Annotated in this window: 16 protein-coding genes; 7 read left to right on the plus strand and 9 right to left on the minus strand. The window is 73.9% G+C overall.

Translation table 11 applies throughout. The annotated features are described in order from the left end of the window. Positions 1-2 precede the first annotated feature (2 nt). Positions 3-593 (plus strand): hemerythrin domain-containing protein, encoded by a 591-nt coding sequence (locus IEZ05_RS32255; RefSeq protein ID WP_189233842.1) that lies wholly within the window; start codon positions 3-5, stop codon positions 591-593. A gap of 75 nt (positions 594-668) precedes the next feature. On the opposite strand, the gene IEZ05_RS32260 is transcribed toward IEZ05_RS32255, so the two are convergent. Next, entirely contained in the window at positions 669-1,196 is a 528-nt protein-coding gene (locus IEZ05_RS32260; protein ID WP_189233843.1) for a hypothetical protein, read from the minus strand. Between the two features lie 545 nt (positions 1,197-1,741). On the opposite strand from IEZ05_RS32260, the gene IEZ05_RS32265 reads away from it, so the two are divergent. After that, positions 1,742-2,707 carry a Rieske (2Fe-2S) protein gene (locus tag IEZ05_RS32265; RefSeq protein WP_229869958.1) on the plus strand — a complete coding sequence of 322 codons (966 nt, stop codon included), beginning with the start codon at positions 1,742-1,744 and terminating at the stop codon, positions 2,705-2,707. A 2-nt stretch (positions 2,708-2,709) separates the two neighbouring features. Here the strand turns inward: IEZ05_RS32265 and IEZ05_RS32270 are convergent, their stop codons facing one another. Then, the gene (locus IEZ05_RS32270) at positions 2,710-3,393 is read right to left on the minus strand and encodes a hemerythrin domain-containing protein (RefSeq protein ID WP_308426975.1); all 684 of its coding nucleotides are present in this window, start codon (positions 3,391-3,393) and stop codon (positions 2,710-2,712) included. A 130-nt stretch (positions 3,394-3,523) separates the two neighbouring features. On the opposite strand from IEZ05_RS32270, the gene IEZ05_RS32275 reads away from it, so the two are divergent. The 3 genes from IEZ05_RS32275 (at position 3,524) to IEZ05_RS32285 (ending at position 5,429) form a co-directional block, all read left to right on the plus strand. Beyond that, the gene (locus tag IEZ05_RS32275) at positions 3,524-3,925 is read left to right on the plus strand and encodes a DUF6153 family protein (RefSeq protein WP_189233844.1); all 402 of its coding nucleotides are present in this window, start codon (positions 3,524-3,526) and stop codon (positions 3,923-3,925) included. A 120-nt stretch (positions 3,926-4,045) separates the two neighbouring features. After that, complete coding sequence (locus tag IEZ05_RS32280; protein WP_189233845.1) at positions 4,046-4,702, plus strand: DUF305 domain-containing protein; 657 nt, start codon at positions 4,046-4,048, stop codon at positions 4,700-4,702. Positions 4,703-4,877: 175 nt separating this feature from the next. Then, positions 4,878-5,429, plus strand: a complete 552-nt coding sequence (locus tag IEZ05_RS32285) for a DUF4396 domain-containing protein (RefSeq protein WP_189233846.1) — start codon at positions 4,878-4,880, stop codon at positions 5,427-5,429. A gap of 70 nt (positions 5,430-5,499) precedes the next feature. Here the strand turns inward: IEZ05_RS32285 and IEZ05_RS32290 are convergent, their stop codons facing one another. From IEZ05_RS32290 to IEZ05_RS32305, 4 genes are all read right to left on the minus strand, one after another. Then, complete coding sequence (locus IEZ05_RS32290) at positions 5,500-5,826, minus strand: hypothetical protein (RefSeq protein ID WP_229869959.1); 327 nt, start codon at positions 5,824-5,826, stop codon at positions 5,500-5,502. 40 nt (positions 5,827-5,866) lie between these two features. Next, complete coding sequence (locus IEZ05_RS32295; RefSeq protein WP_189233847.1) at positions 5,867-10,879, minus strand: DNA repair ATPase; 5,013 nt, start codon at positions 10,877-10,879, stop codon at positions 5,867-5,869. Positions 10,880-10,961: 82 nt separating this feature from the next. Continuing rightward, the gene (locus tag IEZ05_RS32300) at positions 10,962-12,995 is read right to left on the minus strand and encodes a flotillin family protein (RefSeq protein WP_189233848.1); all 2,034 of its coding nucleotides are present in this window, start codon (positions 12,993-12,995) and stop codon (positions 10,962-10,964) included. 123 nt (positions 12,996-13,118) lie between these two features. Next, a complete protein-coding gene (locus IEZ05_RS32305; RefSeq protein ID WP_189233849.1) occupies positions 13,119-13,514 on the minus strand; it encodes a hypothetical protein in 396 nt (131 codons plus the stop codon). A gap of 299 nt (positions 13,515-13,813) precedes the next feature. On the opposite strand from IEZ05_RS32305, the gene IEZ05_RS32310 reads away from it, so the two are divergent. Then, complete coding sequence (locus IEZ05_RS32310) at positions 13,814-14,242, plus strand: DUF7144 family membrane protein (protein WP_189233850.1); 429 nt, start codon at positions 13,814-13,816, stop codon at positions 14,240-14,242. 127 nt (positions 14,243-14,369) lie between these two features. After that, positions 14,370-14,672 carry a heavy-metal-associated domain-containing protein gene (locus IEZ05_RS32315; RefSeq protein ID WP_189233851.1) on the plus strand — a complete coding sequence of 101 codons (303 nt, stop codon included), beginning with the start codon at positions 14,370-14,372 and terminating at the stop codon, positions 14,670-14,672. Positions 14,673-14,853: 181 nt separating this feature from the next. Here the strand turns inward: IEZ05_RS32315 and IEZ05_RS32320 are convergent, their stop codons facing one another. From IEZ05_RS32320 to IEZ05_RS32330, 3 genes are all read right to left on the minus strand, one after another. After that, positions 14,854-16,305, minus strand: a complete 1,452-nt coding sequence (locus tag IEZ05_RS32320; protein ID WP_189233852.1) for a HAMP domain-containing sensor histidine kinase — start codon at positions 16,303-16,305, stop codon at positions 14,854-14,856. Then, entirely contained in the window at positions 16,306-17,058 is a 753-nt protein-coding gene (locus IEZ05_RS32325) for a response regulator transcription factor (RefSeq protein ID WP_189233853.1), read from the minus strand. A 61-nt stretch (positions 17,059-17,119) separates the two neighbouring features. Beyond that, a partial coding sequence (locus IEZ05_RS32330; RefSeq protein ID WP_189233854.1) for an NAD(P)H-dependent oxidoreductase occupies positions 17,120-17,402 on the minus strand: 283 nt, incomplete at its 5' end.

Genomic DNA, 17,402 nt, shown 5'->3' on the forward strand with positions numbered 1-17,402 from the left:
ACATGTCCGAGCTGCACACCCCGCACGCCGGGGACGACAAGGCCCAGGACGACGACGTCGTCTCCCTGCTGATGCGCCAGCACGGTGACATCCGCAACCTCTTCGACGAGGTCGAGGCCGGTAAGGGCGAGGAGCGCCGGGACGCGTTCCGCCGTCTGGTGAGGTTGCTGGCCGTGCACGAGACCGCCGAGGAAGAGGTCGTCCACCCCTTTGCCCGGAAGGGTTTCCCCGGCGGCGAGCAGATCGTGGAGGACCGCCTCGCCGAGGAGAAGGCGGCCAAGGAGACGCTGGCCGCCCTGGACGAGCTGGACACCGACGACCCGAAGTTCATGCCCCAGCTGCTCAAGCTGCGCAAGGACGTCCAGGCGCACGCCCGGGCCGAGGAACGCTACGAGTTCACCCACATCCGCCGTAGCGCCGACGCGGCCAACCTCGCCGCGATGGCCAAGGCCGTCAAGGCCGCCGAGGCGATGGCGCCCACCCGGCCCCACCCGGGCGTCGAGTCCGGGGCGAAGAACATGGCCCTCGGCCCGGTCGCCGCGCTCATGGACCGCACGAAGGATGCCGTCCGCAAGGCCATGGGCAAGGGCTGACTCCCGTTTGCCGGCCGGCCGGGCACGCCTGACCGGTCGGCCGGGTCGCGGACGAGTGGAGAGGACGACCGGCGGTCAACGTCCCCGTTCCCGGGGCAGCGGGCCCACGTCGCTGTGACGGCCGGAACGCACGGCGGCGTGGCGCTGCCCGGGGCCGGGGCCCGAGCGGGCGGCCAGGGCGTCGGCGACGGCACCGGTGACCATGGCGTACACCGTCTTGTGCAGCAGGTCGACCACGAGCTCGCGGCGGGGCCAGGTCGAAGGCGGCGCGCCGACGCCGGTGGCGTTCTCCAGGATCTGGTCGTTGGTGAGGCGCACCACGGCGAACTTCGCCGACGACCAGGGCCCGCGCAGCCCGGCGTGGGCCATCACCGACCGCAGCACGCCGAGGGCCGCGCCCTGGCCCACGTGCATGGCCAAGTTGAGCGGCACCGGCTGGCGGCCCGGGTACTCCGGCAGGCCGGCCAGGCGCTCCAAGGTGCGTGCGGGCACATGGCTGTCGGGACGCCCGGTGAGCCGTTGCTCGGCCTTCTCCCCCAGAGTCATCACCAGCACCCCGGCCGTTCCCGCGAACAGCCCCTGCCACAGTGCGCTCTTCATCATGCCGCCCGGGTACCCACACCGGACGCGGTCGCCCCACCCGCTTCGGTTCACGGGTGTCGCGGAAGCCCGCCCCGCGATCGGCGATGGCCGGGTTTCCAGCGGAGGGCTGTCCATGGGGAACCGCTGGGGATGCTCCCGGTCGTCGCCGGCGCACCTTCGCCTCGCTGTCCCTGGAAGCCGCACACCCCGCTCCGGGCACCACCACCGTGTCCTCGGCCACTACGCCCGGGACCTGCCCCACCTGCATCCCACCGGTCGACTGCGCCGGCTCCGCGATGCCGGCTCCGCGATGCCGCCTACGCGGGATCCCGCCGCGGAGCCGATCTGCAACGGCCTGATCGCGTTGGCGAACCCGGCGCACGTCGGGGTGGCGAACAGCAGCAGCGTGATCGTGCCGTGCATCGTGAAGGACTGGGGCCGAACGGCCCTGACTTCCAGCCGTACGAGTGAGGTGGCGCGGTCGAGCACGTCCGACCGGACGGGCACGGGCGCCGCCGCGTCCAGGTCCGCTGTTTGTCCTTCGCGCCCGGGGAAACCCTGCGCCCATGAGAAAAAGGTCAGACCGCCGCATCATCGGACAGAACCGCATGCTGTCGCTGCTGGACGCCCTGGAACGTGACCCCCGGGCGGACGCGGTGATCGACGTGCTGACCAAGCGCGTACGGGCGCTGCCGCTGGGCCGGGCGCGGGACGCGCTGCACGGCAAGCCGCTCGGCCATCCCGCGCACCCCTTGATGGTGCAGGTCCCCATCGGCAGCTGGATGTCGGCCGCGGTGCTGGACCTGTGGCCGGGCCGTTCCCGGGAGGCCGGATTCCTGGTGGGCGTCGGACTGGCGGCGGCCGGTCCCGCCGCGTTGGCGGGCGCGGTCGACTGGGCCGAACTGCACCGTCAGCAGACCCGGGTGGGGCTGGTGCACGCGCTGACCAACGTGACGGCCGTGGGTCTGTACGGTGCCTCGCTGTTCTGCCGCCTCACCGGGCGGGCCGGGGCGGGCCGGGCGTACGGCTTCCTCGGGCTGACCGCGGTCGGTGTGGGAGGCATGCTCGGTGGCCACCTCGCCTACCGGCAGGCGTCCGGCGCCAATCACGCCGAGGAGGTCCCGCACGTCGTCTCCGAGGGGTGGCACCGGGTCGGCAGCGTGGACGAGTTCCCCGCCGGCCAGGCCGTACGGCGCACCGTGGACGACGTGCCGGTCCTGGTGGTGCGCGAGGTCGGCGGCACCTTCCACGCGCTGGCCGAGCGGTGCAGCCATCTGGCGGGACCGCTGTCCGAGGGTACGGTCGCCGACGGGTGTGTGCAGTGTCCCTGGCACGGCAGCGTCTTCCGGCTCTCGGACGGCTGGAACGTCCGCGGCCCCGCCACCGCGCCCCAGCCCGCCTTCGACACGCGCGTCGTCGACGGGCACGTGGAGATCAGCCTTCGCGGGCCGGACGCAGTACCGGCCGGCCCCGAGGCGGACGAGGTGTCATCGCGGGTGGACGAGAACAGGCTGCACGGGCATGGCGCCTGACCTCACCCGCCGTGCGCCGGACGGCGGGCGGCACGCGCCGCCAGCACGACGGCGGCCGCCGCGGCTGCGGAGATCACCAGGGCGGCCCTGCGGGCGACGGGGCCACCGCCCGGCGCCAGGTCGCGCAGCCGGTCGAAGACGCTGAGGGGCACGCCGAGCAGGGCGTTGCCCGGCGGGCGCCGGGGGACCCCTGGGTGGGGGCGGGTCGGCGCGGTCGCCCGTACGGCCTCCCACGCGGCGCCGATGCGCCGCAGCCGACGATCACCGAACGCGTCCCGCAGCAGGGGAAGCAGCTCGTCCTCCTCGTCGCGGATGTCCTCGCGGATGAGCGTGAACGCCTCCTGGATCCACTCGGCACGCCGGGGGTCGTCGGGCGCCTTCTCGACCCGGGTGATCAGGTCGTTGATCGCCTGGTGCTCCAGCTCCACCCGGCCGGTCAGTTCCTCGCCCTCGGGGGCCACCCGGCGCAGGAGCGGCCACAGGACCGTCTCCTCCGCGAAGGCATGGCTGAACACCAGCTGGACGATGTCCTGCCACAGGGCGTCCCGCTCTTCGTCCGTGCCCCCTTCGGCCGGCCAGCGGTTCATCATCGCGTCGAGCCGTGCGTGGTCCCGGCGCTGGCGCATCAGGATGCTTTCGCCGCCTCCGAGCGCTGCGGCATCCCGGTGAGAGATCGAAACAGTCACGGTCACTCCTGCCTCGTCGGTTCGTGGGGTCCGGGTGCCCACCGCGCGCGTCCCGCACCGTCCCGGCCGTCGCCTCGGCCGCCGCACGAGTCGGCGTGCCGCTGCGGGGGCCCGTCCGTACGATGGGCGCGTGACCAGGAGCACCCGATCAAGCGACCGCCCGGCCGGGCGGTCGTTCGTGCTGCTGGTGATGGCGGTGCTGGCCGGTGTGCTCGCCATGCACGGCCTGGCCCCCGGAGTGACGCCGACGGCGCACGCGGACGCCGGCCACGCGATGGTGACGACCGCGGCGGACGGCATGCCGCACGCGGGCGGGGCCTGTGCGCACACGGACGGCGGAACACGTCACCTCGATCACGCCGACGGGACGTGTGCGGCTGCCGGCATCGGTTCGGCGTACGCGCCGCCGGCTCTGGCCGGCGCTCTGCTGGACGCGCCCCCGGCCCCCGCGCCGGCCGCGGCCTTGCCGGGGTCGCCCCATGACGGACGGGCACCGCCCGACCTCTCCGAACTCCAGCTCCTGCGGATATAGAGCGGCCCGCTCGGCACCCCACGCCCGGTGATCCCCGGATGACGGGTGCCGTGCCCTCGCACGCCCTCCATCCGTTCCACCGCGTGCCGCGAACGGCGCGCGTGAAGGAGTCGCACCACCATGAACCGCAAGCGTTCTCTCGTCCGCCGCAGTGCCGCCCTGGTCGCCGCCGGTGCGGCAGCGCTCATCCTGGCCGCCTGTGGCGGGGACGGCGACGGCGGCAGCCCGGCCGGGCACGGCGCCCACAACGCCGCCTCCCCCTCCGCGCCGGCCTCCGCCTCCGCCCCGCAGGGGCAGCACAACGCCGCCGACGTGGCCTTCGCGAAGGGGATGATCCCCCACCACCGTCAGGCCGTCGAGATGGCCGACCTCGCGCCCGGCCGGGCCCGGTCGGCCGACGTGAAGAAACTCGCCGCGGACATCAAGAAGGCCCAGGACCCGGAGATCAGGACGCTGTCCGGCTGGCTCACCTCCTGGGGTGAGGAGGTGCCCGCCGAGGGCGCCATGGACCACTCCATGCACGGCACGGGCGGTACGGGCGGCATGGGCGGCATGATGACGGCCCAGGAGATGACCGAGCTCGAGAACGCCTCGGGCACGGCGTTCGACGCCGCCTTCATGGAAATGATGATCAAGCACCACGAAGGCGCGGTCGAGATGGCCGAGGCCGAGCGGGCCGACGGCGCCTACGGGCCCGCGAAGAAGATGGCCGGAGAGATCATCACCTCCCAGAGCGCGGAGATCGAGCAGATGAACAAGCTGCTCGGCAAGGGCTGACCTCGTCGCCCCGGGGCGGGGTGGGTACCGCCGGTGCCCGCCCCGCCCGCCTCCCTTTTCACCCGCTTCTGTTCAGCGGTCGCCCACACCCCTTGGCGTTATACCCCCGGGGGGTATATAGTCGAAGACGTGGGGGCCACCAGAGGCTCGCGGGACATCGAATGGGGACGACGTCATGGACCACAGCACGCACCACTCCGGCGCCACGCACGACCACGCCGCTCCCGCGGGCGGCCACGGACACGGGGAGCACCACGGCGGCCACGGCCACGGACACCACCACGGGCCCGGCCCGGCGTCGTGGGCCATGGCCGCGAAGGCGACGCTGCACTGCCTGACCGGGTGCGCCATCGGAGAGATCCTCGGGATGGTGATCGGCACCGCCCTGATGTGGGGCAACGTCCCGACGATGACCCTCGCCATCGCGCTCGCGTTCCTCTTCGGCTACTCGTTCACGCTCTTCGCGGTGCGCCGGGCCGGACTGGACCTGAAGGCCGCGATCAAGGTCGCGCTGGCCGCCGACACCGTCTCCATCGCGGTGATGGAACTGGTCGACAACGGGATCATCGCCCTCGTGCCGGGCGCGATGGACGCGCACCTGTCGGACGGGCTGTTCTGGTACGCGCTGCTCGGCGGGCTCGCCGTCGCCTTCGTACTCACCACGCCGGTCAACAAGTGGATGATCGGCCGCGGCAAGGGTCACGCCGTCGTCCACGCCTACCACTGACCGCACCCCCACCCCGCCGGGCGGCCCCTCGACCATCGCGGGGGCCGCCCGGCGTCGTACCGCCGTCCTGTCAGTGGACGTACGGTCCCCCCGTCGTCCGGAGCTTGCCCCGCGGCACGAGGACCAGGGCCACGGCCGCGCCGACGGCCGCCGCGACCGCGCACAGCGCGAACGCGCCGGTGAATCCGCCGGCGGGTCCCGGCTCGAAGCCGGAGGCCGCGACCGTGGAGACGACCGCCACACCGATCGACCCGCCCACCTCGTGGAAGGTGTTGACGACACCCGACGCCAGCCCCGCCTCCCGGTGGTCGACCATGGCGAGCGCCGTGGTGGTCGCGGTGACGAAGACCGCGCCCACGCCGAGGGAGGCGCGTTGCCCCGGTGTCCGGACGCCCACGGAGCCGACGCCGGACGTCCGCCTGTTCCGGGGCGCGGCATCACTCCCCGCCCGCCTCCGGGTGCCGAGCATGCCCGTCGGCCGATCGGGGCGACGGCGCCGCGGCGCGGGCGATCGCCGACTCGACGGCGCCGATGCGGTCGGCGAGCAGACCGAGGGCGGCCACGGCCCGCGCGAGGGCAGCGAGATGGGGGTCCCTCCGGCCGAAGGCCGGGGAAGGATCGCCCTCCGGGCCGCCGAGCGCCCGGCCACGCATGTGGGCGGTCTTCACCTCGGCCCAGCGGGCCGCCTGCCCGGAGCTCAGCGTGCCGCGCAGTTCGGCCAGCTTGAGGAGGTTGGCCTCGGCTCCCGTGGTGAGGGTCTGGGCCTCGGCGCGGTAGTGGTCCTCGATCAGCGCCGACAGTTCCGCGTCGTTCATGACCGGCTGGATCCGCTGGGCGATCTTGCGCATGTTGCGGTACGACCCCTGCAACCGGAAGGGCGGTTCCGTGCGGGCGTCGTCCTGCTGGGCGGCGGAGGCGATGTACGCGGCGTTCACGGCGAGGACCGTGGTGCGGGCCGTGAGCAGATGGCGCAGCACGGCCAGGACGCGTTCCAGTTCGGCCGGGGCGTACGGGTGGACGAGCCGGTCCACGCGGGCCGTGCCGTCGCCCTCGGCGAGGCGGAGCAGCAGGTCGAGGTCGGCACGGTCGTGGCCGGCGAGCGGAGCGAGAACCGGGTTCGCCGTCAGGGCGTTCTCGACGAAGCTCAGCGCGAAGACGTGCTCCTTGCCGGTGAGGACGTCGCCGAGGTTCCAGACGTCGGCGCGGTTGGCGAGCATGTCGGGGATCCGGAAGCGGCTGCCGGACTCGGTGTAGGGGTTGCCGGCCATGCACACGGCGAAGCGCTTCCCGCGCAGGTCGTAGGTGTGCGGTGCGCCGTTCCGTACGCCGTCGATCCGGCGGGTGGCGTCGCACAGCGGGATGAACTTCTGGAGCAGCTCGGGCGAGGTGTGCTGGATGTCGTCCAGGTACAGGAGGGTGTTGCCGCCCGCCTCCAGCGCGAAGTTGATCTTCTTGACCTCCTGGCGGGCGGTGGCGTTCGGCGCGTCGGCGGGGTCGAGGGAGGTCACCGCGTGTCCCAGCGCAGGACCGCTGATCTTCACCAGCATCAGGCCGAGGCGGTCGGCGACGTACTCCACGAGTGTCGTCTTGCCGTAGCCGGGCGGGGAGACGAGCAGGAGGAGTCCGCCGCCGGCGGTGCGGTGCGCGGAGTCCGCGGTGCCGAGCTGCTTGGCGAGGCTGTCGCCGATCAGCGGGAGGTACACCTCGTCGATGAGCCGGTTGCGGACGAAGGCCGGCAGCACGCGCGGGCGGTACTCGTCCAGCCGCAGCCGGGCCCGCTCGGCGTCCAGCAGGGCGGCGCGGCGGCGCTGGTAGGCACGGTGGCCGGGCAGGTCGTGGGCGCGGAACGCGCGGGTGCGGGCGAGGAGTTCGTCGAGGCGCAGCGTGAGGGCGCCGTCGGTGATGCGCGGGTGCGTGCCGAGCAGGCCGCGCACGGTCAGGGCGAGCGGGGCGTCGTACGGGTAGCGCGGCAGGTCCGGGCAGAGTTCGGCGGCCACCGCCTCGGCCAGGTCGCCCGGCGTGGTCTCCGTGCCCGTGGACGCCGTGTACGCGGTGAGCCAGGCCTCGACCAGCTGGCGGCGCGCGGCAAGGTCACCGAGGGCGGCGACGTCCTCGTCGTAGGCCGGACCGCCCACCGTGCGGCGGAACTTGTCCAGCAGCGTGCGGGTGCCGGCGCCGAGGACGAAGCCGTCGGGTCCGCAGGTCAGCTCCTCGAAGAGGTACGCCGCGGCGGCCTCCCCCGTCGCCGCCGTCTCCCCGGCGCCCTCGGTGACGGCCCGCGCCAGCTCCTGCCGCAGGTCGGCGATGGCGGGCGCGAGCCCGAAGGTGTCCCGGGCGCGGGCCAGGGAGACCGCGCGCCGCCGCCAGTCCTGCCGGGCCCGGTCCGTCGTGCCGTGCGCCCAGAACATCTGGGCGGCGGCGCGGGCGGCGGGCTCGTGACGCAGCAGGCCGGCGCCGTCGTGCAGGCGCAGCAGGGCGGTGAGGATCAGGGTGGCGTCGTGGTCGTGGACGCCCCGCTCGTACCCCTCGTCGTACGCCGCCCGGGCCGCGCTCCGCACGAGGGCGGGCAGGTCGTCGCTCTGGGCGAGGACGGCCGGGCCGTGCTCGTCGAGCAGGCGGGCGGCGAGGTGTTCGGCGCGGTAGACCTCGGGCGACTCGGACGGCAGCAGCCGGTCCCAGTAGGGGCGGGTGGCAGCGAAGTCCGGGTCGGTGACCGGGGCGCGGTAGTCGGTGCCGGTCACGGCGAGGGCCAGACCGTCGCCGTGCGGGACCAGGGTGAGGTCGAGGGGCTGGGTGGAGACGGCGAAGCGGTGACCGCCGAGACGCAGCGTGCGGCCGTCGTCGGCGTACAGGTCCGTACGGTCCCGCAGGGCGCGGGACGCCTCCTGGCGGGCTGCCTCCAGGCGGCTCTCGAGCTCCTCCGCGCGTACCGGGTCGCCCAGCTCGCGCAGCTCCGCGGCGGTGCGGCGGACCTTGACGGGCATCGGGTCGGAGGCGAACCAGGTGGTGACGGCGTCCGCGTCGGCGAGCGTCGCGGCGCGGCGTACGACCGTCCGCAGGACGCGGGCCGCCGAGTCCGCGAGGCGTTCGGCGCGGCGGGCGCGGGCGTCGGCGAGGGACTGCTTGCGGGCGGAGAGCGCCTCGTGGATCTCGTCGCGCTTGTCCGCCAGCTCACCGAGGAAGTCGTCGAACTCGGCGAACCGGGACTCCAGGTTCTCCACCTGGACCAGCAGGCGGGCGAGTTGCTCGTCGCACGCCTCGGGGCTGTCGGCCACCGCGAGGGCGCCGGTGACCGTCTGGCCGAGCAGCGCGAACTCGGCGGCGAACCCGGCGCGGCCCTCCTGGTCGAGCAGGGCGCGGCGGCGGGCGCCGAGGACGGCGCGGGCACGGTTGACCCCGGCGAGGGCCTCGGCGACGCGCTCCAGGACGGCGGTGCGGACCGTGGCGTCGCCGATGTCGAGCCCGGCGACGACCTCGGTCACCGTACCCAGCTGCTCGGCCAGCTCGTCGAGGCGGTCGGCGAGCGGCCCGGCCTCGGCGGCGGTGCCGAGAGCCTCGGCGTCCGCGACGAGCCGCTCCACGTCCGCGTGGTGCCCGGCGAAGGCGTCCTCGCGGGCCAGGTGGGCGACGGCCCGCTGCCCGAAGGCGGCCAGGTCGGCCTCGGCGCCGGCGGCGAGCTCGTCGATGCGGACGGTGTCCGCGTACCGCATCTCCTTCAGGGTCAGCAGGTGTCCCTGCGCCCGGCGCAGTTCGGACAGTCCGGTCACCCAGGCGGCGGCCCCGCGCGGTGCCTCGCCGCGCAGCCGGCGGACGACGGCGGCGAGCCGGGAGGCGGCCTCCTCCAGCGCGTCGCCCGCCTGCCGGGTCAGGGCCTGCACGTTCTCGAACTCGGCGAGCACCTGTGCCGCGGTGGCCCGTACCTGCTCCAACGGATCGGCCAGGTCGCCCGCTTCGGGGTCGCCGAGCCAGTGATGGGCGTCGGCCGCCCGGACGCAGGCGGCGGCCAGTGCCGCGTACACCCCGCCGGCCGGGGTGGTCTCCGTGGCGGCGCGCGTCACGGACAGGCAGTCGGAGATGCCCCGGACGAGGTCGGCGTTGCCGATGCGGGCCAGCGGGCCGCTGCCGGCCGGGCGGGCGGCCGCGTACGTGTCGGACACGTACGGGGAGGTCCACCGCTGCACCGGGTGCACCCGGGCCGGCTCGCCGCCGTCCTCGGTGCGCAGCAGGGTGAGGGTGCCGTCGTCGAACAGCGCCCAGCCCCGGCAGGTCAACGGGGACGCGGCCTCCTTGCGGATCAGGTTGTACGGCAGCAGGAGGGTGCGGCCCTGCGCGGGGGCGTGGAACGCGTACAGCACGTCCTCGCCGTTCGGTGCGCGCACCTCCCGCTCGAACTGCAGTCCTGCCACGTCGAGTTCGTACGTGCGATGGGCGCCGGTGGCCATGCAGTGGCCGCCGGGGAAGATGATGCCCTGGTCGTCGGGGAGGCGACGGCAGGCCTGTCCGATGCCGTCGAGCCGGACCACCGTCCTGGTGAGGGTGTTGAACACCAGGTACCGGTCGGTGTCCTCCTTGTAGGGGCGTACGCGCAGCAGGATCAGCGCGCCCACGCGGGCGTGGGCGATGTCCGCGTCGGCGAGGGCCTGGAGCGGTTCGGCGACCGGTTCGCTGTGGATGCCCCGCGCCGTCTCGGTGTCGTTCTCCACCTTGACGGTGAGCGCCCCGCCGACGGCGGCGACGAAGACCTCACCCCCGACGGAGACGTGCGGGTGGCGGCCGAGGACGTGGTCCTCGCGGGTCGCCACGGTCCACGTGAAGTCGTGGGCGGGCGGCAGGACGTGGTCGCGGTCACCGCGCGCGTCCAGGAACGACGCCTGCCCGTCGTCGGTGAGGGCCCAGCGCAGTACGCGGATGTCGTCCGCCTTCTCGCCGGTGCGGAAGACGGCGAGCAGCCTGCCGTCGACGCGGCGCAGCCGCAGCAGGGTGGCCTCGCGGTAGTAGCGGTACAGGGCCGCGAACTCCCGGACGAAGGCGGGGTCGTCGAGCAGGCCGGGCACGGCGTCCTCGGGCAGCCGGTTCAGGTCCCCGTCGTGCAGCGCGAGGACGTCGCCCACCGCGGCCTCGGTGCGGGTCGCGAAGGCCGTGTTGTACCCGAGGAGCAGCGTCCCGCCGACGGCCACGACGTCCTGGGGGACGCAGGGGCGCTCGGTCCGCAGCCGTTCGGTGCCGGCGAGTTCCAGTCCGGCCGAGCCGAACTCCTCGACCCGGCGGAGGTTCAGCGCCTCGGCCCGCCGGGCCAGTTCGGCGGCCTGCGCGGCGAGCCGGTCCCGGAGCACCTCGTACGTACCGGTGTCCAGCGCCTCCTGGGGGCCTCCGTGAGGGCCGGCGCCTGGGGGCCGGGGCGTGCCGGCGTCCGGTGCCTGGTGCGCGCTGGTGTCCGCCCCGGTTGCCATGGGGCTCCTTTCCGCGAGTGGGTCCCGCGGCCGCCGCTCCTGTGCGGCGGCGGCTGCGGAGAACGACGTGGTCGGGCGGCCGTCAGACCCTGGCGCTGCCGTTGAGGGACGTCAGCGGCGCGTCCGCGAGCCCCAGCTCCCCCGCCCTGTCGAGCAGCTTCTGCACCTGGCCGGCCTGCACGTCACCCGTCTTCATCAGCTTCATCAGCAGGGCGGACACGGTCAGGTTCTGCACGTCGGCCGTGGAGACCGAGCCGAGGATCCGGCCGAGGTCGTCGGCGAGGTTCGACGTGCCCTCCAGCCACGGCTTGGCGAGCGCCTGGGCGGTCCCGGAGTGCTGGACGAAGCCGTCGATCCCCTTGCCGAGGGCGATCGAGGACATCAGACGGTCGAAGAACACCGACTCACCGCCGACGATGTCGATGTCGGCGTTCTCCAGGCCGGTGGCCAGCACGGTGGCCTGCGCCTCGGCGACCTGGCGCTGGACGTCCAGTCCGGCGAGCCGGATCTCCTTCTCCGCCGCCAGACGCAGCCGGTACTCCTCGTGCGCGCGGGACGCCTCGTCGAGCGCGGCCATCGCCGCCGCCTTCTCGGTCAGGCCGGCCGCCTCGGCCTTGAGCTTCTCCCCGATGCCCTCGGCCTCGGCGAGCGCCTTCGCCCGGGTCCCCTCCGCCTCGGCACGCATCCGGGCCTCGGCCGCCTCGGCCTCCGCGCGGCCGGACTTCTCGATGACCGCCGCCTCCTTGTCACGGACCTCGACGGCGGCCAGCCCCTCCGCCGCGCTCTCCGCCCGGGAGGCCTCGGCGAGCCGCAGCTTGGCCTGCGCGTCCAGGTCGGCGCTCTTCAGCCGGGCCTCGGCCAGGGTCAGTTCCTCGGCGGCACGGTGGGTGGCGGCCTGCTCGGCGGCCTCCGCCGCCTTGATGTCCTTGACCAGCTTCTCCTGGGCCTCCGCCTCGGCGGCGATGATCACGGCCTGCCGCCGCCGCTCCGCCTCCTCCACCGCGCGGAGCTTCTTGATGGACTCCTCCTGCTCGGCGACCGTACGGTCCACGGCGACCCGCTCGCGGATGACCTCGGCGATCTCCCGCTTCTCCGCCTCGACCTCCTTCTCGGCCGCGATCCGGGTCAGCTCGGTCTCCCGCTCCCGAGCGATGACCTCCAGCAGGCGGTCCTTCTCGATGCGCTCGTTCTCGACGGCGATGACCCGTTCCCGGTTCTTCGCGGCGACGGCGACCTCCCGGGCCTGGTTCTCGCGCTGGACCCCGAGCTGCTCCTCCGTGCGCAGGAAGGCGCCCTGCGCGCGCAGCCGCTCCTCCTCCACCACCCGCGCGGTCTCGGCCTCCTCACGGGCCCGCACGGTCTCGATCTCCCGGCGCTGCTTGATCTCCGCGTCGGTCTGGCGGCGCTCCAGCTCCAGGATCGCCTCCCGGGCGTCGACGTTCTGCCGGGTGATCTCCATCTCCTCGGTGCGCTGCGCCTCGTTGGTGCGTACGTGCTCCACGGCCGTCAGTTCCGTGATCTTGCGGATGCCCTGCGCGTCGAGGACGTTGGCCGGGTCGAGCTGGGTGAGCGGCGTCTGCTCCAGGTAGTCGATCGCCGCGTCCTCCAGGTGGTAGCCGTTGAGGTCGACGCCGATGACCTCGATGATCCGGTACCGCAGCTCCTCGCGCTTGGTGTAGAGGTCGGTGAAGTCCAACTGCTTGCCGACGGTCTTCAGCGCCTCGGAGAACTTCGCGTGGAACAGCTCCTGCAGGGTGTCGCGGTCGCTCGCCCGCGCCGTGCCGACCGCCTGGGCGACCTTGACGACGTCCTCGACGGTCTTGTTGACCTTGACGAAGAACGAGATGCGGATGTCCGCGCGGATGTTGTCCCGGCAGATCAGGCCCTCCTTGCCGGCCCGGGTGATCTCTATGGTCTTCACCGAGATGTCCATCACCTCGGCCCGGTGCAGCACCGGCAGGACGACCTGCCCGGTGAAGGTCACGTCGACCTTGCGCATCTTGGAGACGATGAGCGCCTTGCCCTGCTCCACCTTGCGGAACAGCCGGGAGACGACGAGTACGGCGAGCAGGCAGAGGACGACGAGCGCGCCCGCGCCCACGGTCATGGCATTCATCAGCACGTCCTTGGCGGCTAGGAGGAGCGAGCCCGCTCGGGGCTCGGAGGCGTCACGGCGGCGGCCGGTACGGCACGGTCCGGCGGCCCGTGCGGGCCGGTACGGCACGGGTGCCGTCGGAAGTCAGGCGGCCGTCCGGGACGGCCCGTGTTCGTCGGGGGAGAGCCGGCGCGCCGGCCGTACGGCGTCGGGGTCGGGTTCGGCGTGCAGGGCGGTGTCGACGAGCCGGCCGCCGGGCACGCCGCCGGAGGCCCGCCGGCCCTCGGGGACGGTGCGCGCACCGGGTACCGCGACCGCCGTGTCCGCACCGACCAGGCCGTGCAGGCCGGCCCGGGCGCCCGGGTCGGCGGGGTCCTCGAGCGCGGTCGGCGCGTACGCGGGCACCGGGGGAACCACGGCACCGGGCCGGATACCGGCATCGGGCGCGCCGGGCCTGGCGAGGGCCGTCGGCAGCGGGAACGAGGCCACGGGATCGGCGTCCTCGACACGGCCGGAGACGGCCTCGACGAACGTCCGCATGTCGTACCCCCGTGATCCTGCCCGCATCCCGCCCGTGACGGCGACGGCACGTGCGGGCTCCGACGGGGCACTTGCCGGTGCCCGGCATCGGAGCCGTCTCACGTGCTCCCCTTGCCCCCATCCTGCCGACCGGCTCGTGTCACCGCATTGCCGACTTCCGGCAATCTTCCGCCGCGCCTCCATGCCGGATCGCGTCGATGCGTTCACTCGAACGGCCTACACCCGCTCGCCGCCTCCCGGTCGCGGGCCAACACTCGAAATCCCCCGCGCACAGTGGATTCGAGGGACGGAGAACGACCATGGCCAACGCCAGCCACAGCACCGGACACCGGCCGGGAGACAGCAGGAGCGCCTGGGCCTCCGGCGGTGTCGTCTTCGCCGGTGTGCTGATGCTCATCGAAGGCATCTTCGGCATCTTCGGCGGCATCGCAGCCATCGCGAAGGACGACGTCTACGCGTCCGTCGGTGACTACGTCTTCAAGTTCAGCCTTACCTCCTGGGGCTGGATCCACCTGATCCTCGGCATCCTCCTCGCCCTCACCGGCCTGGGCGTGCTCAAGGGCGCGGCGTGGGCGCGGGCCCTCGGTGTCGGGCTCACCGCGCTCTTCGTGATCCTGCAGTTCATGTGGCTGCCCTACACCCCGCTCTGGGCGATCATCTCCATCGGCGTCGGCGTCTTCGTCATCTGGGCGCTGTGCACCGACCACGGCCGCACGTCGTCGGTCTGAGCGCCGGCCACATCCCGGAGCCGCTTTGCGGGTACCCCCTAGGGGTATAGAGTGGGCAGCACGGGAGGCGCTGCGAGAAGCGCGCCTCCCGTGCTGCCCACTCGTCGACAACCCCGAGGGAGACGCCATGACCGCCGACCAGAAGAACTCCGGCTCCTGCTGCACCGCCGACGGCTCCTGCCACTCCGGTGCCACGGCGGAGGGCGGCCAGGGCGCCGGAACCACCACCGTCTACAAGGTGACCGGCATGACGTGCGGCCACTGCGAGGGCGCGGTCTCCGAGGAGATCTCCGCGCTGGCGGGCGTCACCGCGGTCAAGGCCGTCGCCGCCACCGGCGAGGTGACCGTCACCTCCACCGCCCCGCTCGACGAGGACGCCGTCCGCGCCGCCGTCGACGAGGCGGGATACGAACTGACCGGCACGGCCTGACCCGCACGGCCCCTTCTGGCTCAGCCGCGGGCAGTCGTGCCTCCCCCAGTATGTGAACGGCCCGGAGGACGGCACGGGTGGGCGGTGGGTGAGGCATCCCGGCAGCGCCGGGCCGCGCGACCCACCCCTTGACGGCAACGCCGGGTCACCGGCAGACCCGGGCCGCCGCCTGCGCCCTGCGTCAGCCCGCGCCGCGCCCCGGCGGTTCGTCCGGCGTCGGGACCTCACCCACCGTGAACCCGATCACCGACCCACCCCCCTCCCTCCGGAAGGCGAACGGCGTTCCGCCGTGTGCCAGCGCCACCTCCCGCACGATGGACAGGCCGAGCCCCGAGCCGGGCTGGGAGCGGGCGTCGGCGGCGCGGTAGAAGCGGTCGAAGACGCGGACCAGGTCGGCCTCGGTGATGCCGGGCCCGCGGTCGCGGACCTCGACGCGGATCGTGCCCGGACGCGCCGGGCCGGCGACGGTGACCTCGATGGGCCCCGTACCGGCCCGGTCGAACTTCGCGGCGTTCTCGACCAGGTTGGAGATCGCGCGGGTCAGCATGACGGGCCGGCCGTCCGTCGTCGTGTCGCCGCACGCCCGCACGCTGATCTCGCGCCCGGTGCGGCGCCGCGCGTGGGTCGCCACCTCGTGCGCGATCTCGCCGAGGTCGACCGGCCGCACCGGCTCCGCCTCGGACTGGCCGGCCGCCAGCTCGACCAGCTCGTTGACCAGGTCGGTCAGCTCCCGGGCCTCCTGCCCCAGGTCGGCGACCAGTTCCTCGCGCGCGGCGGGCGGGAGCTCGTCGATCCGGCGCAGCAGCGAGATGTTGGTGCGCAGGGAGGTCAACGGGGTGCGCAGCTCGTGCCCCGCGTCCTGGACCAGGCGCCGCTGGTCCTCCTCCGACTGGGCGAGCCGGCCAAGCATCCGGTCGAAGGCACGGCCCAGCCGGCCCACCTCGTCGTGCCCGATGACCGGCACCTGGATGCCTAGCCGCCGGGTGCGGGCGACGTCCTCGGCGGCGGAGGTGAGGGCGATCAGGCGCCGGGTGATGCGCCGGGCCAGCCACCAGCCGCACAGACCCGCGGCGGTCACCACCGCGGCCATCAGCACCAGCGTCCGCCGCTGCAGCGCCCGCAGCAGGTCCTCGGTGTCGCTGAACTCCTGCGCCACCTGCACGGCACCCCGGCCGTCACCGAGGGCGACGGTCGCGATCCGGTAGACGTCGTGGCCGACGTCCACGTCCTTGTGCTGCACCATCCGCCCGGCCACCGCGGCACCCGCCGTCCGCCGGTCGTCGCCGGTCACCGGCAGCCGGCGGCCGGCCGGGTCGGAGACCTGGCCGTCCGGCCCGAGCACCTGCACGTCCGTACGGGCCGGGCGCACGATGTCGTGACCGGGCGCGGACGAGGAGAAGTCGCCGGGCGACATCGGCCGCTGGCGTACCTCGGCGCGCAGATCCTGCACGACCTGGTCGAAGACGGACTCCTGGTCCACCCGCACCAGCCGCGCGGCGGCGTTGTACGAGAGCACGCCGACGAGGACCGTGACCACGGCCGTGACCGTCGCGAACGACACCGCGAACGTGGTCCGCAGCGACAGCAGCCGCGGCCGCCGCCCCCGGCCACCCGGGCGGGGCGAGGCGCCCACTCAGCCCTCCCGCAGCACGTAACCCACCCCGCGCACGGTCTGGATCAGCTGCGGCGCGTCCGGCTGGTCGAGCTTGCGGCGCAGATAGCCGACGTAGACGGCGAGGTTCTTCGAGCCGGGGCCGAAGTCGTAGCCCCAGATGCGGTCGTAGATCGTGGAGTGGTCGAGCACGATGCCCGCGTTGCGGACCAGCAGTTCCAGCAGCTCGAACTCGGTGCGGGTCAGCTCCAGCTCCCGCTCGCCCCGCCAGGCACGGCGGGCCCCCGGGTCCATGCGCAGCCCGACCGCCTCCAGGTACCGGCCGTCGCGCTCCCCGCGTTCCGGACCCTGCCCGGGCACGTCCTCCCCCGCCACCGGGGCGTCCCCGTCCCCGTCCGTCTCCGTCCGGTCGGTGCGGCGCAGCAGCGCGCGCAGCCGGGCGAAGACCTCCTCGATGTCGAACGGCTTGACCACGTAGTCGTCGGCACCCGCGTCCAGGCCCGCGATGCGGTCCGCGGTCTCCACGAGCGCCGTCAGCATCAGGATCGGTGTGCTGTCGCCCTCGGCGCGCAGCACCCGGCAGACCTGGAGGCCGTCGATACCCGGCATCATCACGTCGAGGACCAGCACGTCCGGGCGCCCGCGGTGCGCCTGCGCCAGCGCCTCGACGCCGTCGGCGACCGCGGTGACCCGGTAGCCCTCCAGGGTGAGGGCGCGCTCCAGGGCATGCCGAATGGCGCGGTCGTCTTCGGCGAGCAGAACAGTCCGGGGCACCCGTCCAGTCTGCCAAGGCCGGCCGCCCCGTGAGCAGGCGGCCGGGCTTCTTACCCAGATCTCACCCGGCGGGCCGCAGCGCGGCGAGGCGTTCCTCGAAGGGCACGACCTCGGCGGTGTCCCCGGCCGGCTTCCTGACCGTCGACAGCCCGGTCATCAGGGCGGCCAGTTCCCCTCCGGCCCGTTCGATCCGGCGGTCGAGGCCCTCGGCGCCCCAGTCCTCGGAGGCGGCGTAGACACCGGTCGGGACGACGACGGCCTTGAGGTAGGCGAAGAGCGGACGCAGTGCGTGCTCCAGCACGAGCGAGTGCCGGGCCGTGCCGCCGGTCGCCGCGATCAGCACC

Source organism: Streptomyces flaveolus, assembly GCF_014648815.1.
Classification (GTDB): Bacteria; Actinomycetota; Actinomycetes; order Streptomycetales; family Streptomycetaceae; genus Streptomyces; species Streptomyces flaveolus.